Here is a 26,974-nt window from a genome sequence, read left to right as displayed (position 1 = left end):
AACCAACACTTGCTTAGTAACCGCCCCGATACTTATATGTACTAGCCACTTTATCGATGGCGACGATGTAAGCCGCCAGGCGCATGGGCACCTTATAATGCTGCGACGTATCGAACACCCGGTCGAAAGCATCTTTCATAATTCGGTCGGCCCGGCGATTAACCCGGTCGAGCGTCCATTTGTAGCCGATCCGATTCTGGACCCACTCAAAATACGATACCGTGACGCCACCGGCATTGGCCAGAATATCGGGTATCACCATAATACCCTTGCGGTTGATGATTTCGTCGGCGCTGGCGGAGGTTGGTCCGTTGGCGCCTTCTACAATCATCTTGGCCTGAATCGACTCGGCGTTATCGTCGGTGATGACGTCTTCTTTAGCCGCCGGAACCAGCACGTCGACGGGTAGGGCCAGCAGTTCTTCGTTGGAAATAGGTTCGGCACCCGTAAAGCCCTCCAGCGATCCCCGGTTGTTATTGCGGTAGGCTACCGCAGCGGTAATGTCGATGCCGTTTTCGTTGTAATAACCACCCGAAATATCACTGACCGCCACGACCGATACCCCACGTTCGTGAAGCAGTTCGGCAGCAAACGAGCCCACGTTGCCAAATCCCTGAATAGCCGCCGTCGACCGATAGGGGTTCATCCGAAGCTTGTCCATCGCGGCCAGCGCGGCTACCGTAACACCCCGCCCGGTCGCTTCCGTGCGGCCCAGTGAGCCGCCCAGTACCAGCGGTTTGCCGGTTACGACGCTGTTGACGGTCATTCCTTTCGCTTTCGAGTACTCATCGACGATCCAGGCCATCTCACGCGGGCCGGTACCCATGTCGGGGGCCGGAATGTCGCGGTCGGGGCCAAATACGTCGAGCATACCGGCGGTGTATTGCCGCATCAGCCGTTCGATTTCGCCCGCCGACATTTCGCGCGGGTTGCAGGCAATACCGCCTTTGGCACCTCCGTAGGGAATGTCGACTACGGCGCATTTCCAGGTCATCCAGGCGGCAAGTGCGCGTACCTCGTCGAGGTTCACCGCCGGGTCAAGCCGGATACCACCCTTTGACGGACCCAGAATGTTGGAGTGAATAACGCGGTACCCTTCAAATACCCGGATACTGCCGTTGTCCATCGTAACGGGGAGCCCAACGATAACCTGTCGGGCGGGTACTTTCAAAATATCATACATCTCGTCAGAGATACCAACCAGACGGGCTGCCGCATCGAAGCGCGACATCATCGACTCAAGTGGATTTTCTCTGTCTTTTATAGGAGCTGGTTCTATATACGCCATGGCCTTTACTTTACCGGTGTTAACCTGATTTTTAGTGAAGTGTATGGTAAACTTACGAAAAGCCTGAATATGTTATGAAAGGTCTATTTTTTCCTTGATTAAGATAAAATTAACGACCACTCGTAAATAAATGCATGCAAGAGTAAAGCCAAACAGTGTAATCATTGGCGGAATAGAAGCCAAAGAAAAATCGGTTGATTGGCCGTTTTGCCAATCGAATAAATAATTACCATAACCTCAAGATATTGGCTGAGGGATTGAAAATCAGATACAAATGCATTAATTTCGTGACTTCTTAAACACTAGTCATCACGGCAGTCTGCTATGGTCCAGGAAGAAAAAAAACGCTATTCTGAAGAAGATCTAAAAGAGTTTCAGGAACTGATAGGTCAGAAATTGGAAGCCACACGTAGCGAACTGAACTACATTAAGGAAACCCTCAGTAAGCGCAACGATAGCGGTACGGATAACACCTCGGGAAACTCGAAACTGCTGGAAGATGGCGCTGACACCAGCGAGCGGGAGAACCTGAGTCAGCTGGCGGCCCGCCTGCAAAAATTTACTCAACAGCTCGACGCTGCTATGGTCCGCATCAAAAACGGAACCTATGGCGTTTGCAAAGACACTGGAAAACTAATTCCTAAAGAGCGGCTTCGGGCAGTGCCACACACCCAGCAGACGATCGAAGCCAAGTTGCGCCAGTCTCGCTAGAACGCACACACATACAAACGATATAGTCAAAAGGCTGCCTGACCGCAGCCTTTTTTTGTGGGCAGAAATTTTGACGGGAAATCCGTTCCCCAAAAACAAAATCAGCTGTTATTTGTAAATAGAGAGAAACAAAAAAGTAAAGCCATGCTAGAGCACCTCGAAGAGATTCGGGAAAATATATTTCGCTATCTGGAAGCGCGTATCGAGTTGTTTACGCTCGAAACCCGGTCTAAGATAGAGGAAGGCGTCGTCGTCGGTATTCATGGCGTTGTACTGGCACTACTGGGAAGTATGACGCTGATTTTTCTGTTTTGCCTGTTAGCCGCTTATCTGAACGAAGTGCTCGACAGCCGGTATCTGGGCTTCCTGATTGTGGCGGGCTTTTTCCTCATCCTGACGCTTGTCTGGGCCGCAGCGAAAGACGCCATGAAAGGGCGGATCCGGGTATTTGCCTACAGCGCCATCAAGAAAAGTCAGGAGAAGAAAGCAGAGGAAAAAGCTGAAGCTGTTAAAGACCTGATGGAGAAAACGGACGGAATTGGTCCGAATCGGTGATCACGTTTCAGTTGTTAACAATCAATATAAGTGCGGATCAATAACATGGAAGATTCCAAAGTCCCATTCTCAGACACTACCGAACGCCGTGCGCAGCTGATTGCTGCTACCGAACGATTCAAATCGTCTATATCCGAAAGCGTCGATGACATCAGAGGAGATGCGTCGGAGGTTGGTAAAACGGCGGCTTTTGTTGCAGGCGTTAGTTTAGCCGTATATTTGGTAGTGAATGCAATCCTTCCGAAGTCGGCAGAGTATCGCTACGCTGAAAAGTATGGTGAGCCCGACGAGGATGATTACGACGAATACGGTGAACTGATCGCTCCGGCGGGCAAGCGCAAAAAAGAAGCGCAGAAAACGGGAGCCCTCAGTGGCATGGTTAGTGGTCTGCTGACAACGGTTGTCACCAACCTGGCCCGCCAGCAACTGACCAGTTTCGTCGAACGCATTCGGGACAACAATGCGCTTACTTCAACTGCAAAGACTGCGAGTGGACGTCAATACCAAACAAAGACACCCTCTGAATATACTGACTACTCTACAAACTCGTAGAGCGGTTGGTCAGAAGTCATTAGCCGTCCTGCTCGACCCCGATAAGGTCAGGCAGGACGCTTTGGTGGACCTGCTGGTCCGTACAATCGACTACCCGGTCGATTTTTTTCTGGTCGGCGGTAGCCTTGTCGTCGACTATGTACACCGCGAAGTGATCGACACCCTACGTCAGCACCGCGATGCACCCATCATCCTGTTTCCCGGCAATCCCCTGCACATCGATCCGGCGGCCGATGCAGTGCTTTTCCTGTCGCTTATTTCCGGGCGAAATGCCGACTTCCTGATCGGGCAACACGTGGTAGCGGCTCCTATGCTGCGGAAAAGCGGCCTTGAAATCATGCCGACTGGTTATATGCTGGTCGACAGTGGCGCGCAGACAACGGTTTCGTACATCAGCGGTACTATGCCCATGCCAAGCAACAAACCCGACGTTGCCGCCTGTACTGCCATGGCGGGCGAAATGCTGGGGCTTAAACTGATGTATCTGGATGCGGGCAGTGGGGCACAGCGTCCCGTTCCGACCGATATGATCGCGGCTGTCAATCGCGTAATCGACGTGCCACTTATTGTGGGGGGCGGCATCGATTCGGCTGAGAAAGCCCGGCAGGCGCTGTATGCAGGCGCGGATATGCTGGTTGTGGGGAATGGTATCGAGCGCAACCCCGATCTGTTGCCCGAACTATGCGCCGTGATGCAGGAAGTCAACCAAACTGTACTACAGGATTAACGCATGAACTGGATACGTACAACGCTGATTTGCCTGTTCACGTTGGCGGGTGCGCTTACCGCGACAGCCCAGACCCGCACAGGAAAAGTCTACACGATAGCGGAACGGGCTCCGGAGTTTCCGGGTGGCAAATCGGCCCTGAGCCGATATCTTGCCGAAAACATTCGTTACCCCAACGTTTTGCTGCGTAAAAATATCAATACCGGCCCGGTGTCAGCCCGGTTCATTATCGACGAAACGGGGCAGGTGTCCGATGTTCGGGTGCTGACGAAAGCGCTGGGTACTACGAACCGGAAAGGAATGGAAGAATACATGGGCACGATCATTACGGCGGTCGAGAAGATGCCCCGCTGGCAGCCCGGCCTGGTCGATAACCGGCCCGTACCCGTGTTCTACACGTTGCCAATCGAAATCAGTACGAAGTAATTTTAGCCCAAACAGGAAAGAGGTGAGAAGAAAGACGCTGGCGCAAACCAGTCCTTTTTCTCACCTCTTTCCTGTTTGCACTAGCTCCTATACGTTCATCAGCGATTCGCGACGGCGCATCTTGCCAGCCGGAATACCGAACATCATCTTGAAACGACGGCAGAAGTAAGCGGTGTCTTTGTACCCTACTTCGGCGCCAATCGCCCGGATGCTTTTCTTGCTGGTACGCAGCAGACCAACGGCCGCTTCCATGCGCTGGTACTCAATATAATCCTGCGGATTGATACCCGTCAGCATCTTGAAATACTGCCCGACGTAATCTTCCGACACGTTTGCAACGTTCGCCAGTACCTTGTTCGACAGATCGCCACCGAGGTTGTCTTTGATGTAAGCAAAGATGTCGATCAGGCGCGGGTCTTTGAAGTAGGTGCTGTTGGTAACCAGCTGCTCAACGAACAGGTGATTTTTCAGGATATACCGCACTACCTCGATTACGATCTCTTCCGTCTTGATCTTGATGATCCGGCCCTTACCCGCCAGATCGTTCATGTCTTCCGCCAGAATCTGATCAATTGTGGTAGCCAGACTGTCTTCCCGCTTGATGATGAACGGGGGTACGTCGAGCGAGTTGAAGAAGTTGACCGAATCGAACACTTTGGCTTCAAACGAAACAAAGCCGAACGAGTTTGGCAGGTGCCCGATCAGCCGTGGGTCGTGGTTCCCTTCCCAGTACGACTCCCGGTGGGTCATAAACTCTTCGTTCGACACCACCTTTGGGTTCGCCGGGTCGCCGTAGGTAACCGTAACGTGTTTGCCACCCGGAATGAACAGCATATCACCCACGTCGACCTTGATCCGCTCTTCACCGATCGACACTTCGCCGTTGTACAAAATCAGCAGCGTGTTTTCTACGTCGTAGAAGTTTTTGATCGTGATAGGCTGAAGAATACGAATGTTGCGAGCCTTGATGAACTTGACTCCCAGCGATTCGATAATTTTATTATAGTCTTCCATAGTCGAAAGAAGTATGTCGTAAAGTCAGGTTGTGCGTAAAGTTGCACAAAACTAATAATTTGTACAAAACTAATATAGGCATAAAAGTTTCAAAAAAAATAAAAAAGAGGGGCGTATTCTTACCGAACACGCCCCTCAGTTGCAGAAAATACTATTTTATTAAGAAATCAACTAGCGGATTAACTCGCGGGCAATCACCAATTTTTGGATTTCGGACGTACCCTCATAGATCTGAGTAATTTTCGCATCCCGCATCAGCCGTTCAACGTGAAACTCTTTTACGTAGCCATAGCCACCGTGAATCTGAACGGCTTCTGTGGTGGCCCACATGGCAACGTCGGATGCGAACAGCTTGGCCATTGCCGCTGCCTGCACATAATCCTTGTGTTCGTCTTTAAGCCGGGCGGCTTTGTAGACGAGTAAGCGGGCGGCTTCGATCTTCGTCGCCATTTCGGCTAGCTTGAACTGAATGGCCTGGTGATCGAAAATCTGCTTGCCAAATGCTTTTCGCTCCTGACTGTATTTCAGCGCCAGCTCGTAAGCCCCGGCCGCGATGCCCAGCGCCTGCGCGGCAATACCGATGCGGCCACCGTTGAGCGTCGACATAGCGAAGCGGAAGCCAAAGCCGTCGTCGCCGATGCGGTTTTTCTTCGGCACTTTTACGTCGGTGAATAGCAGCGAATGGGTATCTGACGCCCGAATGCCCATTTTGTCTTCTTTCTTGCCTACCACGAAACCGGGTGTGCCTTTTTCAACGATCAGGCAGTTGATGCCCCGGTGTTGCTTCGTGCGGTCGGTTTGGGCGATAACCAGGCATATGCCCGACGAATTGCCGTTGGTAATCCAGTTTTTAGTGCCGTTGAGCAGGTAATGATCGCCCTTGTCTTCAGCAGTAGTCGCCTGTGATGTCGCGTCGGAGCCGGCTTCGGGCTCCGACAGGCAGAACGCACCGATCGTTTCGCCGGTTGCCAGCCGGGTTAGGTACGTCTGTTTTTGCTCTTCGGTGCCGAACGCTTCCAGTCCGTAGCAGACCAGCGAGTTGTTGACCGACATGATTACCGATGCCGACGCGTCGACTTTGGAGATTTCCTCCATGGCCAATACGTACGAGACGGTGTCGAGCCCACTGCCGCCGTAGTCGGGCGAAACCATCATGCCCATAAAACCCAGTTCGCTCATGCGCTTTACCTGCTCGGCCGGAAAGCGGGCTTCGTTGTCGCGCTCAACGATGCCGGGAAGCAGTTCGGTCTGCGCAAAATCACGGGCTGCTTCCTGCACGGCCCGGTGTTCTTCCGATAAATTAAAGTTAAGTCCCTGTAAATCGAGCGGTGCCGTTGTCATCTGAGTGTCTGGCTAATTTGTGCTGAAGTATAGGGTAAAGGTAAGAATAAATTAAACTATAGTATGCACGCATACTATTCAAACAACAGCACAATCAGTTCGGCGACGCAGGCCGGTTTCGTTTCACCTTCCACCTCGAATACGCACTCCATGATAGCCCGTGCGCCAGGGTGATCGGGGTCGTTGGCGGGTTGTGGCTCTACGTGGTGCAGCCACGCTTTCAACCGCACCTGACTACCCACCGGTACGGCGTTGGTAAACCGAATTTTATTGGCTCCGTAATTGATCCCCATCTTCACCGAATCGACTTTATAAATCTCGGCCAGCAGGCGGGGGGCAAGTGAGAGCGTCAGAAAACCGTGGGCGATGGCCGCTTTGTAGGGTGATTCGCGCGCAGCCCGGTCGGGGTCGGTGTGGATCCACTGGTGATCGCCGGTTGCTTCGGCAAACTGGTCAACCATCGCCTGCGTGATGGTGATGTAGTCGGTTTCGCCCAGCGGTTGCCCGGCGTGGGCCGTAAATTCGGATAGATTGGCAAAGGTTTGCATGAAGGAAAAAAGGTTATGTGCATTTTTGACTATGGACGATCACGACAAACACCAGTTCTTCCGTTACCAGAACCATCAGCTCGCTTATCGGAAGCTGGGCACTGGCTCACGGGTAGCCCTGGCGTTTCACGGGTTTGGGCAAACGAGTGTCGTCTATGCCCCGTTGGCCGAAGTCGTCGGTGATGTATATACCATCTATGCCATTGATCTGTTTTTGCACGGTGGTAGTAAACGCGCGAATACCGACTGTTTGCAAAAAAACGAGTGGTTCGACTGCATAACCGCGTTTCTGGCCGACAGGCAGATTGCCCGGTTCTCGCTGATTGGCTACAGCCTGGGCGGCCGCTTTGCCCTGACGCTGGCTGAATGCCTCGCCGACCGGCTCGACGAGCTGATACTGCTGGCCCCCGACGGTATTCGGTTTAGTCGCTGGTACGGGGTAGCCACGCAGTCGATGGCTGGGCGGGCGGTGTTTCGGTATGCCATGCGTCATCTGTCCGTTCTACACCGGGTCGGGCAGGGGTTAGTCGGGCTGGGTGTGCTACGACCATCGTTGCTGCGATTTGCGGAGGTATCGCTCGCTACGCCTGAACAGCGAAAACTGGTCTATGACGCCTGGACGCAGTTCCGGCACGTAAAACCCGATCTGACCCGCATCGCGAATGAATTGACCCAACACGCAGTACCCACACACCTGATTGCGGGCATACACGATCAGCTCGTACCAGCCAGTTACCTACTGCCGCTCACCCGGCTGCTCGATGGATATACGCTGACACAGCTACCAACCGGACACAATCGGTTAATCGAGAAGAGCGCGACTGTGCTGCTCACTTGAGGGCTTTTTGCACGACCCGCCATAAGCCGAATATCGAAACCAGAACCAGGGCAACGATGATGACCTGCCCCCAGATGCCCTGCTGCGGATTTTCGAGCAGGGTGCGGATTTCCCGCGCTTCGCGGCCCGTGAAGATCGCCAGCAGGGTTCGGGGCAGCATACCCAGGAAGCCACCCAGCAGGATATTTTTCAGACTGGCTCCCGACAAGGCAAAGAGCAGATTCGTGAGGCCGAAGGGCAGGATGGGGGAGAGTTTGGCGAAGAAAATAACCTCCAATTCCTTATCGCGTATACGGTCGAGCACCGACTGCGCCTTGGGGTTCCGACGCAGAAATTTCAAAAACTGGTCGTGATTAAGCCAGCGGACGAGCAGGTTGATAAACAGAATGCCGCCCAGATTGATGATGAACAGGGGCAATACGGCCTGCCAGCCGAGAAAATAGCCAAAAATCAGGGCCAGAATAGTTGGCGGGGTCAGACCGGCCGAGGTCAGCGTGCAGATAAGGGTAATTAGTACCCACTGCTCCGTATCGAACGTACGAACGACCGGTTCGTAGACAATCGCATAGTACGTCAATACCGACGTAAAGACAATCGGTAACACCGACAGCACGACGCCCATCAGGGCTGGTCCCGTAATTTTCTGTAGAATGGCTTTGTTCACTGTTTGCTTAACCCGGAAACGGGCATTGGAGTTTATGTACCTTTGTCTATGAACTTCGCGACAAAAGCCATCCATGCCGGTGTCGAACCGGACCCCACGACCGGAGCCATTATGACGCCGATCTACCAGACGTCGACATTTGTGCAGGCGTCGCCGGGGCAGCATAAGGGCTACGAATATGCCCGTACCCACAACCCGACCCGCACGGCGTTGCAACAGAACCTGGCCGCGCTGGAAAACGGCCGTCATGGCATCTGCTTCGCGTCGGGGCTGGCTGCCACCGATGCCATTCTTAAACTCTACCGCCCCGGCGACGAAATCGTGGTCAGCAGTGATCTGTACGGCGGCACGTACCGGATCATGACGCGCGTGTTTCAGGAGTTCGGTCTGGTCTTCCGCTTCGTCAACTTGGCTGATACGGCACAGCTGGAAACGGCGCTGACGCCCGCCACGAAAATGGTCTGGATTGAAACGCCGACGAACCCACTGATGCGATTGGTCGACATTGCTGGCGTGGCCGCAATTACCAGAGCAAAGGGTATTCAGTTGGTTGTAGATAACACGTTCGCGTCGCCTTACCTGCAAAATCCGCTCGATCTGGGGGCCGACATCGTTGTACATTCGGCAACCAAATACCTCGGTGGCCACTCCGATACGGTAATGGGGGCTATCGTGCTGAACGACGACGATACGGCACAGCGGCTGGCGTTTATTCAAAATGCCTGTGGGGCCGTGCCGGGGCCGCAGGACTGCTTTCTGGTGCTGCGGGGCATCAAAACACTGCACGTTCGTATGCAGCGCCACTGCGAAAATGCGATGGCCGTAGCCCAGTACTTAAAACAGCACCCCAAAGTTGCCCACGTCTATTACCCTGGCCTGCCCGACCACCCCGGCCACGAACTGGCACAGCGGCAAATGCGCGGGTTTGGTGGCATGCTGTCGTTTGAGTTGACCGGTGATTCACTGGCCGACGCTACTCAGGTAATGGAACGCATACAGGTATTTTCCCTGGCTGAATCGCTGGGTGGAGTCGAGTCGTTGTGTACGCATCCGGCCAGCATGACCCACGCCAGCATCCCGAAGGAAGAGCGGGCTAAAAATGGCCTGCGCGATACGTTGATCCGGCTCAGTGTTGGTATCGAAGACAGTCAGGATCTGATCGCTGATCTGGCACAGGCAATTGGTTAACGGACGCTCCGTCAGCCAATTAAAACAGGCCAATGACCGTGAAATTGAAACGGTTTATCGAAAAAAGATGTAACCTTGTCATGGTCTGGCCGTCTAATATCCCATAAAGCCGCTAGAAAAAATGCAATCGGCATAATAGGTGTAAGAGTAGCTACTGGGACCGGTCGACGCGACGCGCTGCCTGTGCACCAATTGCTTACTGCCCGGCCTGCGGTATTTGCCGGACGACGGGAAATTGCTATATTGCCCAAGATGCCGTTTTAGTGACTTGCCAATCAACAATTTACAGCAGCATACCACCCACTAATACACCGTAACAATGATTTCGAAGAAAGCAAAATATGCCATAAAAGCACTCAAGGTGCTTACTGAAGAATATAGCAAGGGCCCCGTACTGATTTCATACATCTCAGCGCGGGAAAATATCCCGAAGAAATTTCTGGAGGCCATCCTGCTTGAGCTTCGTAATCACGGTATTCTACAAAGCCAGAAGGGCAAAGGCGGAGGCTACCTGCTGCGCGTTGATCCGGGCCGGGTCAATCTGGCGCAGGTACTCCGCGTAATCGACGGGCCAATTGCGCCAACACCCTGCGTGTCGTTCAACTTCTACGTTCGCTGCGACGACTGCACCGACGAAGTTACCTGCGCGCTCAAACCAATCATGGAGCAGGTGCGCGACGCTAACCTGAGCGTTTACGAAAACACGACGCTACTCAGCTTCGCCAGTAAACCGACCGTGGAGGTAGCAGAAAACAAGGAAGAAAACAACGGTGCGGCCGGGCACTCAGTCGGGCAATTCGAAGATTACGCAGCGGCCTAGTCTCATACAACATAAAAAAGCGGGGCCACTATCAGAGTGGCCCCGCTTTTTTATGTGACGCTTTACCAACAACACTAAGTGCTAACTTTTACTGGTATCCAGATTTCCTCTTCAGAGTCTGGATTGTTGTTTTTGTATTTGCTTCCCAATACTTCGAAGTGCGGGCGGTTGTCCAGTGTATAATCTGAGTCTGGTAACCACTCGCCTATGATGTACTGAAAAATGGTGTTGTCGGTACTCAAGCCTTTGTAATCAAAGACTGCGTAGAGTCCACCAGTCAGCGTGAAAGGCTCCATTCCAGTCGGAACAGTATCGAAATTGACAACTTCTACAGCGGCCCATTTATCAAACCGGTTGGAAGGATTGAAATCTGTAAAATGGGTTGAACTGTAGACGGCCATAGAGATAAGTTCGTCGGATAGGCTCTTTATCTCACTTCGTCTGGGCATAAATCGTTGCCAAAGCTGCCCCGCTTTGTAGTCCGTGAAACTCATAGTCATGCGTAGACCAACAAGCTTTCGTTCATTGGTCATACGTATCGTGGGTATCATAATCGGCTGATTCAGGACCGGCGTCAATTTTAGTTCTACTCCTGCGGCTGGTGCTCTTTCCGTAGCAGGTCGTTGACCGTTTTGACGGGGTTGAACGTAATCAGCGGCACCTCTACGAAGATCGTGTTCCAGTCCGCCATCGCACCGTTCCACAGGCCGGGCAATTCCTGCGCTTTCAGGTCCTTGCCGTCTTTCGACTTCGCTGTGATGAAGCCGGTCAGTGGGTCGCGAAAGTCGGGCAGGTTGTATTTTTTACCGTGGCTGTCTTTTACCCCGCACACCAGATCAACGGGGTTGAAGTGCGTAGCGGTGTCGAAAATGGTTTTCTGCTCATCGTCGGTCAGGTCGATCTGCGCTGATTCAACGACTTGTAGGGAAACAGACCCGTCAGTATTTCGCGCCCAGAACGGGCCACCGCCCGGCTCACCCACGTTTTTCACCATGCCGCACACCCGTACCGGCCGGTTCAACTTGCCACGCAGGTAATCGAGTTTCTGCGCGTTTGTCATCGAGTCATAAGCGGCCGGGGGCTGCGTAAACAGTGTCCGGCGCAGGAGTTCGTCGGCTTCGGCAATGTAGCCTTCGCTAGCGGTATCCATGTCGAGCAGGCCCTGTAAACGGGCAATCTGTTGCTGCGCATCGAGCAACACGGCTCCGATCACTTTCTTGTATGTGACGGTCGGCTCCTTGATTTCGTCGGGCACGACGTTGTCGATGTTCTTGATAAAAATGATATCGGCGTCGATGTCATTGAGATTCTCGATCAGCGCACCGTGGCCCGCCGGGCGGAACAGCAGTGAACCCGGGCCGCCGTCGCGGTCGTTGTTGCGGAACGGCGTGTTGTCCATGTTCACCGAGATCGTGTCCGTCGCTTTTTTCTGCTCCGAAAACGAGATGTCGAACGTCACACCCAGCCATGCTTCGTAATCCGCTTTGTTGTCGGCGATCAGCTTCTCAAAGCGGTCGCGGTGTTCGGGCGAAACGGTGAAGTGAATCCGTACGACGCCGTTTGAGTTGGCGTAAGCGGCCCCTTCCACCAGATGCTCTTCAACGGGCGTGCGCGGCCCGTCAGGGTATTTGTGGAACTCCAGCAAGCCTTTGGGCAGATTGCCGTAGTCCAGCCCCGGCGTCGCCAGCAGATAGCGCAGCACCGTTGCGCGGTCGTTAGCGGCAACGGCTTCGTCCAGGCTTTTGCCGTCGGCTTGCATGGCTGCTTTCAGATCGTCGTAAAACGCGAAGTCGGGCAGGCGGTCGAAAAAGCCGTCTACTGACTTATCCGATTTGCCGTCGAGGGCCGAGAACAGCGACTTAAACATACGGGTGGCCGCCCCTGACGCTGGTACGAATTTTACCAGATCCCGTTCCGCTGCCGCCTGATCGAACTGGTGCAGATACTGGTTCAGCTTATCCTCGCTGACGCGGATGATACCATCGTCGACGGTGGCGGCCCGGATTACGTTGAGGTAAGGGAAGCCATCAACAAAGTGCTGAATCTGCTGATTGATTTTTTCGAGGGGGATGCCCTGTGTTTCGATCTGGGCGTGGTCTTGTTGGGTAAACGACATAGTGGCTTTACGGAAAAAATAGGAGGGGTGACTCAGATGGCAAGTTGCGGATTTAGGCTACACGACGCAAACGAATCGCGGATAGCTTACTAGCCGGGTAAACTACTTCCAGCGTTCTTCGATGGCTTCGAGACTCATGCCTTTGGTTTCAAATACCAGAAAACGCGTAAACAGCAGGCCAAACAGTACAACGCCCGTGTAGATCATGAAAATACCCCCGTTGTTGCCCAGCGAGGTCGCGGCCATGATCGGGAAGGTGAAGCTGACCCAGAAATCGAAGAACCAGTGGTAGAAGCTGCCCATGCTGGTGGCAAATCCGCGAATACGCAGTGGGTATACTTCGGCAATCAGCAGCCAGCCCATTGGCCCCAGACTGATCGCGAAGAACATAATGTACACGTAAACCCCACCAACCGACAGGAGTTTGAGCAGGTCGGGACTGATTGATTCGCGGAAAAAGAACGCGGCTGCAATAGTCGCCAGCGAAATCGCCGTACCCGTCAGGCCGACGTACAGAATGGGTTTACGCCCCCACTGATCGAGGAAACGAACGGCAATCAGGGTGCTGATCGTGTTGACGACCCCAACCCCGACCGTAGCCATAATCGAGGTGGTGCTGGAGCCAAAACCCGCCATGCCGAAGATGCGCGTCGAATAATAAATGACGGCGTTGATACCCGAAAACTGCTGGATGAAGAAGATTCCTATGCCGATCAGTAGCGGAATGCGAAGCCGGGCCGAGAACAGTTCGCGCCAGTCGGCTTTCCGATTCCGTTCGTCGCTCATGGCTTGCTCGATCTGGCCCAGTTCGCGGTCGACAGCTTCGGTTTCGTGGAGTCGCAACAGTACCGTCCGTGCATCCTGTGTGCGGCCTTTACTAAGTAGCCAGCGCGGACTTTCGGGCACGAAAAACATGCCGATCAGCAGCAGTGCCGCCGGAATGAACCCCGCCCAGAACATAAGCCGCCAGCTATTTTCATATCCGGCGAAGGCATAGCCGCAGAGGTACGAAATGAGAATGCCGAGTGTAATGGCCAACTGGAAGAATGTTACCAGCCGCCCCCGGATATTACTGGGCGCGATTTCGGCGAGGTAAAGCGGTACCGAAAACGACACGATACCGATGGCCAGCCCCAGAAAAAGCCGACCGGCGATAAGCATACCCGGCGAGGTTGCCAGCGCTGCAATGCCTGAGCCAACTACGAAAATGATAGCCGCCAGGATGTTGATGCGTTTGCGACCCAGCCCATCGGCCAGCCGACCGCTGAGCAGCGAACCGGCCATGCCCCCGGCCAGTACCGCCCCGACGACCCAGCCTTCGGCCGTTTCGGAGAGGTTCCATTCCTGTTTGATGAAGGGGAGCGCAACGTTGATAACGCCGGTATCGAAACCGAAGAGTAGGCCACCCGTGGCCGCTATGGCCGCGATGACGTACGTAAGCAGGAGTTTCCTGTCCATTGTAGCAAGTAGAAAGGGTTCATAGGTTATGTGCCTAAAGGCCGGGCAAAGATAGCCGAATGCCGGGCCGTCGCAAGCCTACAAACTCGCTTCCTACAGCAACGTAAACGCGTCGGCGTCGAGGTTGGCGGGGAACGCCTGCCGGAACGCTTGCAGCTCGTCGAGCGACAGGGTTTGCTGGTGTGCCACGGTTTCGTCGGCCTGCCGAAACAGCACCTCGCCTTTGAAGTTAATCAGGGCTGAATCGCCCGAGTAAGGGTGACCGTTACCGTCGATACCCACCCGGTTGACACCCGCCACATAGCATAGGTTTTCGATGGCGCGGGCCTGCAAGAGCACGTTCCAGGCATTGCGCCGGGCAGCGGGCCAGTTGGCCACGTACAGCAGCAGGTCGTAGGCAAACGGCTCGGCGGTATCGCTGACGTTGCGGCTGAACACCGGAAAACGCAGGTCGTAGCAGATCAGCGGGCAGATGCGCCAGCCTTTCCACGTTTTGACGATGCGCCGTTGCCCGGCGGTGTAAATACCGTCTTCGCCCGCCATCCGAAACAGGTGTCGTTTGTCGTATACGTCGTATTGTCCGTCGGGCTGCATCCAGATTAGTCGGTTGGCGTACTGCGGTCCGGCTGGGCCATTCTCCCGCACCACGTAACTACCCGTCACAACGGCTCCCGTCTGCGCGGCTATCTGCTTCAGCCAGCGCAGGGTGGTCAGGTTAGCGGGTTCGGCTACGGTGGGGGCATCCATCGTAAAGCCGGTCGTGAACATTTCGGGCAATACGATCAGGTCGGTGGGCTGCGGCAGGGCGGCAATCTGCTCCTCCAGCATAGCGCGGTTGGCCACGGGATCGTGCCAGTAGAGTTCGGTTTGCAGGAGGGTGATGTTCATAGCAGACTGTTTCAACAAAAATAAGTGACCAGCAAACAGCAGGATGCTGTTTGAGACAAAGAAACACGACAATGAATAGCAGTAGAAACCGATAATCCAGCGTTTACTTCTACAATACGTTACTCATTTTTATCAAACTCAATGTTTAGTCGATTCGCTGCCGTTTGCCTACTCACTTGCTCTGCCCTGATCAACACCTACGCGCAAGCACCCAATACCCTGTCGGCATCCGAGAAGAAAGCGGGCTGGCAATTGCTCTTCGATGGGCGCGACCTGAAAGGCTGGCACCGCTACAACGGCAAAGGCACACCCACATCCTGGAAAGTGGAACAAGGGGCACTGCATCTCGACGTACCCAAAACGCCGGCGGCTACAGCCCGCGACGCCGGTGACCTGGTAACGGACACCCCCATCGCTGGTGATTTTGCGTTCAAAGCAGAATTTAAACTCGAACGATACACGAATAGCGGGGTATTTTTCTTCGTGCAGGAAAGCGCGAAGTATCCGAAGATTTTCGACACAGGGCTGGAAGCGCAGATTGGCGACGACGACCTCTACCAGCGCGACGTGAAACTGCCGCACCCGCACAACTCCGGCGATTTTTTCAGCATTGCCGATGCGCGTATCAAAGAGCCGAAGCCGCTTGGCGAATGGAATCAACTGGACGTGACGATGCGCAAAAACAAGCTGGTCGTGATGATAAACGGCTTTACCGTGCAGGAACACGACCTGACGAGTGCCGACTGGAAGCAGCGTATGGCCGCCAGTAAACTCAGCAAAGCCCCCATCGCCAGCGGCAAATTCAGCGGTCGCATCGGCTTGCAGGATTGGAATACGGGCGTCTGGTTCCGTAACATCAAAGTGCGGTCGTTGTAGAGACGCGACCAAATCGGCGACCGTCGTGGTGCCGCAGACAATCGAATGAATGTGTAGCCTGGACGTCCACGTCCGGGTGCCCGTCAGGGCAACTGCGTAAGGCGGCAGCTTTGTTGGTCGCTACGCGCCCACCCAGACGCGGACGTCCAGGCTACACCGGTCCAAGTTACCTCACTTCGGAAACTTCATCCGGTACTCGGCGTCGGTTTTGCCTTTGGTGATGTCAGACAGCTTTTTCTTGATAAGCTGACGGCGCAGGGTGGGTAGGTAATCGGTGAATAGCTTGCCGTCGAGGTGGTCGTATTCGTGCTGAATGATACGCGCGGCCATACCGTCGAACTCCTCTTCGTGTTCGTTCCAATCCGTGTCGAAATAGCGCACGACCACGATTTCAGGACGGAAAATTTCGCCCCGGATGCCGGGAATGCTCAGGCACCCTTCTTCAAAACCCCAGTCATCGCCCGCTTCTTCGATGATTTCGGGATTGACGAACACCTTCTTGAAACCGACCAGTGACTGGTCGATGTCTTCTTCTTTTTCGTCTTCGTTGAACGGCTGCCCGTCGACCACGAACATACGGACGCTCTGCCCAATCTGCGGAGCCGCCAGCCCAACGCCCGACGCTTTATACATGGTTTCGAACATATCCTCGCTCAACTTTTTCACGTCGATTGAGCCGGGTTCGATTTCTTTTGCCCGCTTCCGCAATACCGGATCGCCGTAGGCAATTATGGGGAGAATCATGATCTACTAACTAATTTTTTCAGGTTCTTGGCCGGCTACTTTCCATGTACGATTGCAGGATAATCGCGGCACTGACCTTGTCGATATTACCCTTGTCGCGCCGGTCTTTCTTGGTACTGCCGCTGGCAATCATCGCCTGCAACGCCATCACCGACGTAAACCGCTCGTCGTGCCAGTGTACTGGAATGGCGGGCAGTGTCTTTTGCAGCAACTCGACAAACCGCCGGACGCGGGGCGTATTGTCGGTATCGGTACCGTCGAGCCGCTTGGGCAACCCCACGATAAAAGCCTCGACCGGTTCGCGCTCCACGTAGGCTTTCAGGTAGGCCAGCAACTGATGCGACGGCACCGTCTCCAGCGCCGACGCGATTAGCTGAAGCGGGTCCGTAACGGCGATGCCGGTGCGTTTGGTGCCGAAGTCGATTGCAAGGAGTCGGGCCATAGGGGGGCAAAGGTACGAAGGATCGGGCTGTTTTGGGTACATCAACTGGCTTACTGACTTGCCTGTTGCGCCTGCCAGTGACGCAGGTCGGCGGGGGTGTCGAGATCGATGCCGGCCAGCGAAAACGGAACGCTGGTGCAGTCAGACGCATATTGCTGAATGAGTTTCCGGGCACCGGTATCGCCGGTCAGGCCCAGAAATTCGCGCCGGTAGTGGGTGTCAAACAGGGCCGGTACGCCCAGCACCCCGTCGGGTTCGGCGTAACGGCTGGCGATGATCCCCCGGCCGGTGTGATTGCGGGTGTCGATAAGTTGCTGGAGCAGCGTCGACGTTACGTAGGGCTGATCGGTCAGCATCACCAGAAACGCGTCGGTCGTTTCCCAGTCGATTGCCCGCAGGCCCACCCGTAGCGACGACGCCATTCCCTCCGACCAGGCCGAGTTTACGACGGTCGTTACGGATAGTCCAGCCAGTTCGTTGCTAATCCGGTCCTGACTGGCACCCAGCACCACCACGACCGGCCCCGCCTGTAACGCCAATGCCTGCTGCGCCATGCGCCGGACCAGCGTTTCGCCGTCAGCCAGAATAAGTTGTTTTGGCTGGCCCAGCCGGGTCGAACCACCAGCCGCCAGTATAATCGTCGCAATTGCCATCTGTACACCTTCCCTCTTATTGACCAACATAAACGGCGAACCGGAAGTTGTTTCTACGAACAAAAAAGGACGTTATGGAACACGAAGGACTCGATCATAAGGTAATTGGCATTGGCGTAATCGGTATGGGCGGTTTCGGTTTGTTTGCCGTGCAGCAGTTTCTGCAAACTCCTAACACGCGGCTGGTGGCCATTGCTGGCTCGAAGCGGGAAGAAGCCATCGCGACGGCTAAACGCTTTGGAGCCGAGCAACTGGAAACGCTGGAGCAGTTAGTCAATCACCCCGACGTCGACCTGATCTACATCGCAACCCCGCCGTTTCTGCACTACGAGCAAAGCAAACTGGCCCTGAACGCGGGTAAACACGTAATCTGCGAGAAGCCACTGGCGATGAACCCCGAGCAGGGCCGCGAAATGCTTGAACTGGCTGCCAGCAAGGGGCTGCTGATGGTAACGAACCTGATGCAACGCTACAACCCAATGTTTGCGCGGGTAAAACACCTGATCGACAAAAAGCTGCTGGGCGAATTTCTGCACGGCTATTTCGAAAACTACGCGGGCGATGAAGGACTGTCACCCGAACACTGGTTCTGGGATCGCAGCAAGTCGGGCGGTATTTTCATCGAGCACGGCGTTCACTTCTTCGATATGTTCGCGGGCTGGCTCGGCAAGGGTACCGTCGTTTCCGCGCAGATCGTAAAACGGCCGGATAGCAACGACATTGAAGATCAGGTGCAGGCTACCGTTGAATATGGTGACGACGAAACTGGCAAGAAGCTTGTCAATTTCTACCACGGCTTTACACAGACGGGGCGCATGGACCGGCAGGAGATGAGGTTACTATTCGAACGGGGCGACATCACGCTGTACGAATGGGTGCCGACTCGCATGGTGATGCGCTGCGTCGCCGACGAAGAAACGACCCGCGCCCTGATGGACCTTTTCCCCGGCGCGCAACTCAATGTAACGGCCAACATCGGCGGGTCCGACCGGACGCTGAAAGGGCGGCACAAGACCTTCGACGCGTACCAGCAGATCGAACTGAAGGCCGGTTTTGGCGACGAGAAGCAACACATCTACAGCGAACTGCTGCGGCTGATGTTCCGTGATCAGGCAAGCGCGATTCATTACCCAAACACGCACCGGATTGTCGCGGAAAGCAACGGGCTGGAGTCACTGGTTACCGCCACCGAGGCTGATTCGCTGGCTCGACAGGGGCACTAACCGGGCGTAACGGCTCAATTGATAAAAAATTTTAAAAATATGCCTGTCTCTGTGGGCATTGGCTGGATAGTGCCCCGATTTTTTGCCAACTTTGCCGCTTCACATAACGCTGTACACAACCGAATATGACTACGGAGTCTCTGGTACTCAACGGTTCCGATGGGCAGGTAGCTGGGTATCCGCCTGCGGGAGGGCCAATTCAGTCGGCTATTACCTACGAAAAAATTCCGACCCATATCTACGCTGACGCGAAGAACGCCAGCCGGGCCGTAGCACACGAAATTGCCGAGTTGATTCGGTCGAAACAGCGCGAAGGCAAGCAGGCAGTGCTGGGTCTGGCGACGGGTTCGTCGCCCAAGACGGTTTACGCCGAGCTGGTCCGGATGCACCGCGAAGAAGGGCTGAGTTTCCAGAACGTTGTTTCGTTCAACCTGGACGAATACTACCCGATGGAACCCGATTCCGTGCAGAGTTACTGGCGGTTTATGCGGGAGCAGCTTTTTGATCTCGTCGACATTCCGACTGGCAACTACCACGTTCCCGACGGTACCGTTCGTACCGACGAAGTTGCTGAGTTTTCAAAGCAGTACGAAGCCAAGATCGAAGCCGCTGGCGGACTCGATTTTCAGTTGCTGGGTATTGGCGGTAACGGCCACATCGGTTTCAACGAACCGGGGTCGCTGATTAACTCGCACACCCGCCTGATGATGCTCGACAACTCGACGCGGGCCGCTGCATCGAGTGACTTCGGCGGGCTGCCGAAAACGCCACGCAAAGCGATCACGATGGGCGTTGCCAGCATTCTGAATGCCAAGCGTGTTGTGCTGATGGCCTGGGGTGAGCGCAAAGCTCCCGTTATTCAGGAAGCGCTGGAAGGTGTCGTCACGGAACTGAACCCGGCGTCGTACCTGCAAACGCACCCCAACGCGCTATTCGTAATCGACGAGGCCGCTGCGTCGCAGCTGACGCGGATGAAAGCGCCGTGGCTGGTTGATTCGGTGGTGTGGGACAACAGCATGAAGAAGAAGGCCGTGACCTACCTGTCGCTGGCCCTCAACAAACCCATTCTGAAGCTGACCGACCGCGACTACAACGACAACGGCATGAGCGATCTGCTCGCGCTGTCGGGGCAGGCGTACGACATCAACATCGACGTGTTCAACCAGCTTCAGCACACGATCACGGGCTGGCCCGGTGGCAAACCAAATGCCGACGATACCAACCGCCCCGAACGGGCAAAACCAGCCCACAAACGCTGCCTGATTTTCAGCCCTCACCCCGACGATGACATCATCTCGATGGGCGGCACATTCCAGCGCTTGGTCGACCAGGGGCACGATGTACACGTGGGCTACCAGACGTCGGGCAACATTGCCGTGGCCGACGATGAAGCCCTGCGTTTTGCCGATTTCGTAGTCGATTTCAACAGCAAATTCGGCATCGACAGCCCTGAGGCTTCGCGCATTTTTGAAGATGCCGCCGAGTTTCTGCGCGACAAGAAAGATTCTGAAGTCGATACGCCCGAAGTACGGTACATCAAAGGGCTGATTCGTATGGGCGAAGCCAAAGCGACTTGCCGGTTTGTCGGTATCCCCATCGAGAACGCGCACTTCATGAATATGCCGTTCTACGAAACCGGTACGGTGGCGAAAAAGCCGCTGGGCGAAGCCGACGTGCAGATCGTGATGGATTTGATCGAAGAAATCAAGCCGCAGCAGATTTACGCAGCCGGTGATCTGGCCGATCCGCACGGAACGCACAAGGTTTGTCTGGATGCGGTGATGGAAGCCGTTCGGCGGTTGAAAGACAAGGATTTCATGCAGGATTGCTGGGTGTGGCTCTACCGGGGTGCCTGGGCAGAGTGGGACATCCACGAAATTGAAATGGCCGTGCCGATGTCGCCCGATCAGGTGATGAAGAAGCGGCTTGGTATCTTCAAGCACCAGTCGCAGAAAGATGGCGTGGTGTATCAGGGTACCGACGCCCGCGAATTCTGGCAACGGGCCGAAGAGCGCAACCGGGGCACGGCCGCGCTCTACAACCGGCTTGGTTTGGCCGAATACGAAGCGATGGAAGCCTACGTGCGCTGGAAATACTAAGCTAGTGTATACCAACGGAGGGCTGAAGCGCGCCACCATGGCGCGTTTCAGCCCTTTTTTATGTTATAAATTAAACCGAAAGCGTAGAAATATATAATAGTTGTATTATAATTGCTCTCATACCAGCCTGTAACACACAAGACAGCCCTGCAATGACGAGTAAACATAAACAGCGCACGACCCGGCTTTTTGCCGTACACGAGTTCGCGCGCAACCACTTCACCAAGTCAGACTGGTTCCGCGTGGCCCACCTGACCGATACCGTTGAGTTGCTCGAAGATCACCCGCGTCTGCTCAAAAGCCTCGACTTCCACGATGACGATTACGACGGCAACAGCCTGCAAGTGCTCTCGAAAATTGTGAACGTCGGGGCCGCGAACCTGGCGGAGCTGGAGCGGTACGTCGAGGAGCAGAAAATCCGGACAAATTACCCGCAGCCCGTTGAAGCGCGGTTTGTCTCGACGGCGTCGGGGCGATTGCCGGAGCGTATCGTTACGTTTGCGCCCGATGTGTTTCAGATTCCCGACAAAACCGTCGAGCCCAACGTACTGTCGGTAATGATGCCGTTTGAAAGCCGGTTTGCCGGTACGTACAACGCCATTCGGAACGTCTGCAACAAGCTCGGTATTGAGTGCCGCCGGGCCGACGACATCTGGGAAAACAGCATTTTGATTCAGGATGTGTTCGACCTGATCTTCACCGCCCGCGCCGTCCTGACCGACTTCACCGACCGGAACCCCAACGTGTTCTACGAAACCGGCGTTGCCCACACGCTGGGTAAGCTGGTGATCCCGATTACGCAATCGGTGGCCGATATTCCGTTCGACCTGCGGCACCACCGCGCCCTGACCTACCTGCCCAACTCGGAGGGCTTGCTGAAGCTGGAAGCCGATCTGGAAAAAAAGCTGGTGAAGGTGTTCCGGTAGGGTATTCCCCGGCGGAATTCCGGACGACAATCGCTAAGTTCGGGTCTGTGCGTCGGTCGACGCCGTAGCCTGAATCGTATGCAACCAAGTCTGACGCCCCAGGGTCTTCTGACGCCCGAATCGCCGCGCCCCGCCCGCCTGCTTTCGCTCGATGCGTTTCGCGGCCTTACGGTGGCCTGCATGATTCTGGTCAACAATCCCGGCGACTGGGGCCACATCTACCCGCCCCTCGAACACGCGCACTGGCACGGCTGGACGCCCACCGACCTTATTTTTCCGTTTTTCCTGTTCATCGTCGGTGTGTCGATCACGTTTGCGCTGGGGCAACCGGGCAATAGCCGGGGGCTGGTTGGGAAGATCATCAAACGTAGCGCGACGCTGTTCCTGCTGGGGCTGTTTCTAAACTTCTTCCCCAAATTCAACCTCCTGACGGTGCGGATTCCGGGCGTGCTGCAACGTATCGCGCTGGTGTATCTAGTCTGTTCGCTGGTCTTTCTCCGCACCACGCCCCGGCAGCAGCTCTACCTGCTGCTGGCTATTCTGGTTGGCTATTGGGGCCTGATGACGCTGGTGCCGGTACCGGGTGTGGGGTACGCCAATCTCGAACCCGAAATCAACCTCGCGGCCTGGCTCGACCGCACGATCCTGACCCCGGCACACGTCTACAAACCCGCCAAAGTCTGGGATCCGGAAGGTATGCTGAGCACCCTCCCCGCCGTGGGTACGGGCCTGCTGGGGATGCTGACGGGTAACTGGCTCCGCCGAACCGACATAGGCGCGGCCGAGCGGGTGGCGGGGCTGTTTGCGGCCGGTTGCCTGACCGCGCTGGCCGGGCTGTGCTGGGATGGCTTCTTCCCGATCAACAAAGCCCTCTGGACAAGCTCTTACGTGATGCTGGCGGGTGGCCTGGCCATGCTGGGATTAGCCTTGTTTTACTGGTTTATCGACGTTAAGCAGTACCGCCGGGGCGCGTTGCCGCTGGTGGCCTTCGGCGTCAACGCTATCACGGTCTTTTTCCTGTCGGGACTAATCCCGCGAGTGCTGGGTATGCTGAAAGTCGCTGAAGCCGATGGTCACGACGTGAGTTTGCAAACATATCTGTTTCGGCACATCATCGCGCCCCCCTTCACCGACCCGCGTAATGCTTCACTGGCGGGGGCGCTGACGTTTGTCCTGATCTGGTTCGTCGTGCTGTGGTGGCTGTACCGGAAGAACGTCATTATCAAAGTATAATCGATTCAAATCAGCGCACAAACTGTTGTACCTTCGTTATAGAGAAAACGCATACGGCTATGCAATGCACACTTCAGATATCCGATACAAAAGCGGCCTTTTTCATGGAGTTGATTGAAAGTTTAGATTTCGTACAAGTGATTGCTGACGATAGTACAGCTGAATGTGAGCCGTCGAAAGAGCAGCTCAAAGCGGAGATCCGGCAGGCAGTCAATGAAATGAATCTTGTACGAAAGGGAAAGATGAAGAGTCGCCCTGTGGAAAATCTTCTTGATGAGCTATAGTATCGAGACGATTTCTGTATTCGACCGTCAGGCCAAAAGGCTTGCGAAAAAGTACATCTCATTAAAAGCTGACATACAGGTATTAGTGAATGAGCTTCGTAAGCAACCTGAACTGGGTACGGCGATTGGTAAAAACTGCTATAAAATCAGGCTGGCTATAAAAAGCAAAAGAAAAGGGAAGTCAGGCGGTGCGCGGGTTATAACCTATGTCTACGTGGACGCTGAGACCATCTATCTGCTTTCTATTTACGACAAATCAGAAAAAGAAAATCTGGATGAGGGTGAACTGGACGCGCTACTCGGCGAACTCGATTCGGATCAATAATTACCCGTACTCGCCTAATAAACTCAATCCAATCCCTATGATCAAACGCATATTGCCGGTCGCGCTCGTCATCAGCGCCACGCTGGCAATGGGCCAAACAACGCCCAAACCGAAATCCACAACTGGAAAAACGGCGGCCAAACCGACCGCATCCGCGTCACCCGTCAACCTCAGTCAGGCCATTCCAACCGACCCGTCTGTGAAGGTGGGTAAACTGCCGAACGGACTGACCTACTACATCCGCAAAAACGCCGAACCGCGTAACCGGGCTGAACTTCGGCTGGTTGTGAAGGCGGGGTCGGTGCTGGAAACCGACGAGCAGCAGGGACTAGCGCACTTCATGGAACATATGGAGTTTAACGGCACGAAGAATTTTCCGAAGAACGAACTCGTCAACGTCCTGCAATCGTCGGGTATCCGCTTTGGGGCCGACCTGAACGCGTACACAAGCTTCGACGAGACGGTGTACCAACTGCCCGTCCCGACAGATTCGCAGCGGGTGTTCCGGCAGGCATTTCAGATTCTGGAAGACTGGGCGCACAACGCAACCATCGACCCGGCTGAGGTAGAGAAGGAGCGGGGGGTCGTGCTGGAAGAGCGTCGGCTGGGGCGGGGTGCCGGTCAGCGGATGCGCGACAAATACTTTCCGGTGCTGCTCAACGATTCGCGCTACGCCAACCGCCTGCCCATCGGGACCGAGCAGGTACTCACGACATTCAAGCCCGAAACGCTCCGCCAATTCTACAAAGACTGGTATCGCCCCAGCCTGATGGCCGTGATTGCCGTGGGTGATTTCGACATCAAACAGGTCGAGGGAATTATCCGCGAGAAGTTCGGGCGTATTCCCGAACCGGCCAACCCGAAGCCCCGCACCGAGTACACGATTCCGGGTAATAAAGACACGAAAGTCGCCATCGTGACCGATACCGAGCAGCCAAACACGATTGTGCAGGTGATCTACAAGCGCGAAGGGGTGAAAGACAAGACGCTGAACGACCTGCGCGAAGGCGTCAAGCGGGGGCTGTTCAACACCATGCTCGGCAACCGGATTCAGGAACTAACCCAGCAGGCTGACCCGCCGTTTCTGGGTGGCTACAGCAACTACAGCGACTTCCTCGGTAATCTGGATGCGTTCACGTCGATTGCGGTGGCTAAAGAAGGGAATGTTGAGAAGGCGATCCGGGCGGTGCTCAACGAAAACGCCCGCGTGAAGCAATTCGGCTTTACCCCAACCGAACTGGAGCGGGCTAAGCAGGAGTTTCTGACGAACGTGGAGCAGGCCTACAGCGAACGAACCAAGACCCGCTCGGCCAGCTTCGTGGAAGAATACGTCCGTAATTTCACCGACAAAGAGCCGTACACCAGCATCGACTTCTACTACAATTTCCTGAAAAAGGAGATGCCGGGCGTCAAGCTGACGGAGGTAAACGAGCTGGTCGATCAGTTTATTCACAACGACAACCGGGCCGTAATCGTGATGGCCCCGGAGAAGGATAAAGACAAACTGCCGACCGTCGAGCAGATCATTGGCTACATCGACGACGCGGGCAAGGGCCTGACCGCCTACGAAGACAAAACCCTCGACGCGCCCCTGCTCGCCAAACAACCGACGCCTGCGCCGATAGTCGACACGAAGCAGATCAAGGACATTGGCGTAACGGAATGGACGCTGAAAAACGGCGTAAAAGTGGTTGTTAAACCCACCGATTTTAAAAACGACCAGATTCTGTTCAGCGGCACGAGCTTCGGCGGCACCTCGCTCTATGACCTCAACGACTACACCTCGGCCCGCTTCGCGTCGACGGTGACGGCGATGGGCGGCACGGGCGCGTACAATCAGGTGCAGCTCGGCAAGTTTCTGGCCGGTAAGCAGGTGAGCGTGTTTCCGTACATCAGCGAACTGAACGAAGGTGTCAGCGGCAGCACGGCCCCCAAAGACCTCGAAACGGCCCTGCAACTGCTGTACAGCTACTTTACACAGCCCCGCAAAGACGCCGACGTGGTAAAAGGCTTCCTGTCGAATCAGCGGAGCGCGTTGCAGAATCAGATCAACACACCAACCCCGGCACGAGTTTTCCAAGATACGGTACAGGTAACGCTGGGGGCCAACAACCCCCGCCGTCAGCCGCTGCAACCCGCCGATCTGGACAAAATCGATCTCGATAAGTCGCTGAAGATTTATCAGGAACGTTTCGCCAATGCGGGCGACTTCACGTTTTTCTTCGTCGGTAACGTCGATGAAGCGAAGCTGAAACCGCTGGTCGAAAAGTACCTCGGTGGTCTGCCGTCGACGGGTAAGGACGAAAAATTTCGTGATCTGGGTATCCGCATTCCGAGCGGGCAGATCAGCAAAACGGTGTACAAAGGCGTCGACCCGAAAGCAACGGTGCAACTGGTGTATAGCGGTGATCTGAACTGGTCGCCCGAGAACACGACGCAGCTTGATGCGTTGGCCGAAGTGCTGGAAATCAAACTGATCGAGCAACTGCGCGAGCAGGAGAGTGGGGTCTATGGTGTTAACGCCAGTGCGTCGTACAGCAAGAATCCGGTGCCGCGCTACACGTTCCGCATCAGCTTCGGTTGCGGTCCGGAGAACGTCGATAAGCTGATCGCGAAGACGCAGGAACTGATCGCTAATCTGAAATCGAAAGGTGCGGACCCTGCCGACATCGCCAAGTTCAAGGCCGAAACACGGCGCGAAACCGAACTGCAACTGAAAGACAATCAGTTTTGGCTGGGATATCTGCAAAATCAGTTCGTCAACGGCGACGCGCCTGACGAAGTGCTGCGCGAAGATCAGCAACTGAACAAAGTAACGGTAGACAGTACAAAGGCATCGGCCAACAAATACCTGGGTGCCAACTACGCCAAATTCGTCCTGCTGCCGGAGAAGAAAGTAGAAGCCGGGAAGTAAAGGCTGAAGAGGAAAGAAAAAGAGGTGAGATGAAAGACGCTGGCGCAGGCTATCGTTTTCGTCTCACCTTTTTTTGTGGATATCTTCCTAGCGATGTTATCAAGTGCTGGTCCGTTTACCC

The 26,974-nt window shown here is 55.0% G+C and carries 28 protein-coding genes; 16 read left to right on the top strand and 12 right to left on the bottom strand.

Annotation, left to right across the window (positions count from 1 at the left end; translation table 11 throughout):
• Positions 1-13: 13 nt before the first annotated feature.
• A complete protein-coding gene (locus HH216_RS05140; protein WP_169549823.1) occupies positions 14-1,288 on the bottom strand; it encodes a Glu/Leu/Phe/Val family dehydrogenase in 1,275 nt (424 codons plus the stop codon).
• 324 nt (positions 1,289-1,612) lie between these two features.
• Between HH216_RS05140 and HH216_RS05135 the strand changes: the two genes are divergently transcribed.
• The 5 genes from HH216_RS05135 (at position 1,613) to HH216_RS05115 (ending at position 4,259) form a co-directional block, all read left to right on the top strand.
• Positions 1,613-1,999, top strand: coding sequence for a TraR/DksA family transcriptional regulator (locus HH216_RS05135; protein ID WP_169549822.1), 387 nt, complete (start codon positions 1,613-1,615; stop codon positions 1,997-1,999).
• 144 nt (positions 2,000-2,143) lie between these two features.
• Positions 2,144-2,554: a phage holin family protein gene (locus HH216_RS05130; RefSeq protein ID WP_169549821.1), complete on the top strand. Its 411-nt coding sequence runs from the start codon at positions 2,144-2,146 to the stop codon at positions 2,552-2,554.
• A gap of 45 nt (positions 2,555-2,599) precedes the next feature.
• Positions 2,600-3,106, top strand: coding sequence for a hypothetical protein (locus HH216_RS05125; RefSeq protein WP_169549820.1), 507 nt, complete (start codon positions 2,600-2,602; stop codon positions 3,104-3,106).
• 28 nt (positions 3,107-3,134) lie between these two features.
• Entirely contained in the window at positions 3,135-3,833 is a 699-nt protein-coding gene (locus tag HH216_RS05120) for a phosphoglycerol geranylgeranyltransferase (RefSeq protein WP_408641785.1), read from the top strand.
• Between the two features lie 3 nt (positions 3,834-3,836).
• Positions 3,837-4,259 carry an energy transducer TonB gene (locus HH216_RS05115; RefSeq protein WP_169549818.1) on the top strand — a complete coding sequence of 141 codons (423 nt, stop codon included), beginning with the start codon at positions 3,837-3,839 and terminating at the stop codon, positions 4,257-4,259.
• Positions 4,260-4,346: 87 nt separating this feature from the next.
• Here the strand turns inward: HH216_RS05115 and HH216_RS05110 are convergent, their stop codons facing one another.
• The 3 genes from HH216_RS05110 to HH216_RS05100 form a co-directional block, all read right to left on the bottom strand.
• The gene (locus HH216_RS05110) at positions 4,347-5,273 is read right to left on the bottom strand and encodes an AraC family transcriptional regulator (protein ID WP_169549817.1); all 927 of its coding nucleotides are present in this window, start codon (positions 5,271-5,273) and stop codon (positions 4,347-4,349) included.
• 171 nt (positions 5,274-5,444) lie between these two features.
• A complete protein-coding gene (locus HH216_RS05105) occupies positions 5,445-6,614 on the bottom strand; it encodes an acyl-CoA dehydrogenase (protein ID WP_169549816.1) in 1,170 nt (389 codons plus the stop codon).
• A 74-nt stretch (positions 6,615-6,688) separates the two neighbouring features.
• Positions 6,689-7,162, bottom strand: a complete 474-nt coding sequence (locus HH216_RS05100; protein WP_169549815.1) for a MaoC family dehydratase — start codon at positions 7,160-7,162, stop codon at positions 6,689-6,691.
• Positions 7,163-7,193: 31 nt separating this feature from the next.
• Between HH216_RS05100 and HH216_RS05095 the strand changes: the two genes are divergently transcribed.
• Positions 7,194-8,000, top strand: coding sequence for an alpha/beta fold hydrolase (locus HH216_RS05095; RefSeq protein WP_169549814.1), 807 nt, complete (start codon positions 7,194-7,196; stop codon positions 7,998-8,000).
• Here the strand turns inward: HH216_RS05095 and HH216_RS05090 are convergent.
• Positions 7,993-8,664, bottom strand: a complete 672-nt coding sequence (locus HH216_RS05090; RefSeq protein WP_169549813.1) for a TVP38/TMEM64 family protein — start codon at positions 8,662-8,664, stop codon at positions 7,993-7,995. The genes HH216_RS05095 and HH216_RS05090 overlap by 8 nt on opposite strands.
• A gap of 48 nt (positions 8,665-8,712) precedes the next feature.
• Between HH216_RS05090 and HH216_RS05085 the strand changes: the two genes are divergently transcribed.
• Both HH216_RS05085 and HH216_RS05080 read left to right on the top strand, forming a co-directional pair.
• The gene (locus tag HH216_RS05085; RefSeq protein WP_169549812.1) at positions 8,713-9,852 is read left to right on the top strand and encodes a cystathionine gamma-synthase; all 1,140 of its coding nucleotides are present in this window, start codon (positions 8,713-8,715) and stop codon (positions 9,850-9,852) included.
• A gap of 319 nt (positions 9,853-10,171) precedes the next feature.
• Positions 10,172-10,672: an RrF2 family transcriptional regulator gene (locus HH216_RS05080; protein ID WP_254448691.1), complete on the top strand. Its 501-nt coding sequence runs from the start codon at positions 10,172-10,174 to the stop codon at positions 10,670-10,672.
• Positions 10,673-10,746: 74 nt separating this feature from the next.
• Here HH216_RS05080 and HH216_RS05075 read toward each other — a convergent pair whose 3' ends face one another.
• The 4 genes from HH216_RS05075 to HH216_RS05060 all read right to left on the bottom strand — a co-directional run bounded on the left by HH216_RS05075 (position 10,747) and on the right by HH216_RS05060 (position 15,134).
• Positions 10,747-11,205: a GyrI-like domain-containing protein gene (locus HH216_RS05075; RefSeq protein WP_254448690.1), complete on the bottom strand. Its 459-nt coding sequence runs from the start codon at positions 11,203-11,205 to the stop codon at positions 10,747-10,749.
• 53 nt (positions 11,206-11,258) lie between these two features.
• Complete coding sequence (locus HH216_RS05070; protein WP_169549810.1) at positions 11,259-12,788, bottom strand: DUF4301 family protein; 1,530 nt, start codon at positions 12,786-12,788, stop codon at positions 11,259-11,261.
• A 102-nt stretch (positions 12,789-12,890) separates the two neighbouring features.
• Positions 12,891-14,246 carry a sugar porter family MFS transporter gene (locus HH216_RS05065; RefSeq protein ID WP_169549809.1) on the bottom strand — a complete coding sequence of 452 codons (1,356 nt, stop codon included), beginning with the start codon at positions 14,244-14,246 and terminating at the stop codon, positions 12,891-12,893.
• Between the two features lie 93 nt (positions 14,247-14,339).
• On the bottom strand, positions 14,340-15,134 hold the full coding sequence (locus tag HH216_RS05060; RefSeq protein ID WP_169549808.1) for an amidohydrolase: 795 nt from the start codon (positions 15,132-15,134) through the stop codon (positions 14,340-14,342).
• Between the two features lie 141 nt (positions 15,135-15,275).
• On the opposite strand from HH216_RS05060, the gene HH216_RS05055 reads away from it, so the two are divergent.
• Positions 15,276-16,010, top strand: a complete 735-nt coding sequence (locus HH216_RS05055) for a 3-keto-disaccharide hydrolase (RefSeq protein ID WP_169549807.1) — start codon at positions 15,276-15,278, stop codon at positions 16,008-16,010.
• A 171-nt stretch (positions 16,011-16,181) separates the two neighbouring features.
• On the opposite strand, the gene def is transcribed toward HH216_RS05055, so the two are convergent.
• Genes def through HH216_RS05040 form a run of 3 tightly spaced genes read right to left on the bottom strand, consistent with a single transcriptional unit; the run spans position 16,182 to position 17,879 of the window.
• Positions 16,182-16,754, bottom strand: coding sequence for a peptide deformylase (def, locus tag HH216_RS05050; protein WP_169549806.1), 573 nt, complete (start codon positions 16,752-16,754; stop codon positions 16,182-16,184).
• Between the two features lie 19 nt (positions 16,755-16,773).
• On the bottom strand, positions 16,774-17,196 hold the full coding sequence (gene ruvX / locus HH216_RS05045; RefSeq protein ID WP_169549805.1) for a Holliday junction resolvase RuvX: 423 nt from the start codon (positions 17,194-17,196) through the stop codon (positions 16,774-16,776).
• A gap of 50 nt (positions 17,197-17,246) precedes the next feature.
• On the bottom strand, positions 17,247-17,879 hold the full coding sequence (locus HH216_RS05040; protein WP_254448689.1) for a nucleotidyltransferase family protein: 633 nt from the start codon (positions 17,877-17,879) through the stop codon (positions 17,247-17,249).
• A 44-nt stretch (positions 17,880-17,923) separates the two neighbouring features.
• Here HH216_RS05040 and HH216_RS05035 point away from each other — a divergent pair, with 44 nt between their 5' ends.
• From HH216_RS05035 to HH216_RS05005, 7 genes are all read left to right on the top strand, one after another.
• Entirely contained in the window at positions 17,924-19,072 is a 1,149-nt protein-coding gene (locus HH216_RS05035) for a Gfo/Idh/MocA family protein (protein WP_169549804.1), read from the top strand.
• A 125-nt stretch (positions 19,073-19,197) separates the two neighbouring features.
• Entirely contained in the window at positions 19,198-21,171 is a 1,974-nt protein-coding gene (locus HH216_RS05030; protein WP_169549803.1) for a glucosamine-6-phosphate deaminase, read from the top strand.
• A gap of 152 nt (positions 21,172-21,323) precedes the next feature.
• Positions 21,324-22,097: a hypothetical protein gene (locus tag HH216_RS05025; RefSeq protein ID WP_169549802.1), complete on the top strand. Its 774-nt coding sequence runs from the start codon at positions 21,324-21,326 to the stop codon at positions 22,095-22,097.
• A 78-nt stretch (positions 22,098-22,175) separates the two neighbouring features.
• Positions 22,176-23,330 (top strand): acyltransferase family protein, encoded by a 1,155-nt coding sequence (locus HH216_RS05020; RefSeq protein ID WP_169549801.1) that lies wholly within the window; start codon positions 22,176-22,178, stop codon positions 23,328-23,330.
• 59 nt (positions 23,331-23,389) lie between these two features.
• Complete coding sequence (locus HH216_RS05015; RefSeq protein ID WP_169549800.1) at positions 23,390-23,614, top strand: hypothetical protein; 225 nt, start codon at positions 23,390-23,392, stop codon at positions 23,612-23,614.
• Complete coding sequence (locus HH216_RS05010; RefSeq protein WP_169549799.1) at positions 23,604-23,939, top strand: type II toxin-antitoxin system RelE/ParE family toxin; 336 nt, start codon at positions 23,604-23,606, stop codon at positions 23,937-23,939. Before HH216_RS05015 ends, HH216_RS05010 begins: the two co-directional genes overlap by 11 nt.
• Before the next feature lie 37 nt (positions 23,940-23,976).
• Entirely contained in the window at positions 23,977-26,853 is a 2,877-nt protein-coding gene (locus HH216_RS05005; protein ID WP_169549798.1) for a M16 family metallopeptidase, read from the top strand.
• The last annotated feature ends 121 nt before the right edge of the window (positions 26,854-26,974 follow it).

Origin of the sequence: Spirosoma rhododendri (assembly GCF_012849055.1) — a bacterium.
In the GTDB taxonomy this organism is placed as follows: Bacteria; Bacteroidota; Bacteroidia; order Cytophagales; family Spirosomataceae; genus Spirosoma; species Spirosoma rhododendri.
The sequence above is the reverse complement of the archived record's forward strand: the minus strand, read 5'-3'. Positions and strand labels throughout refer to the sequence as shown.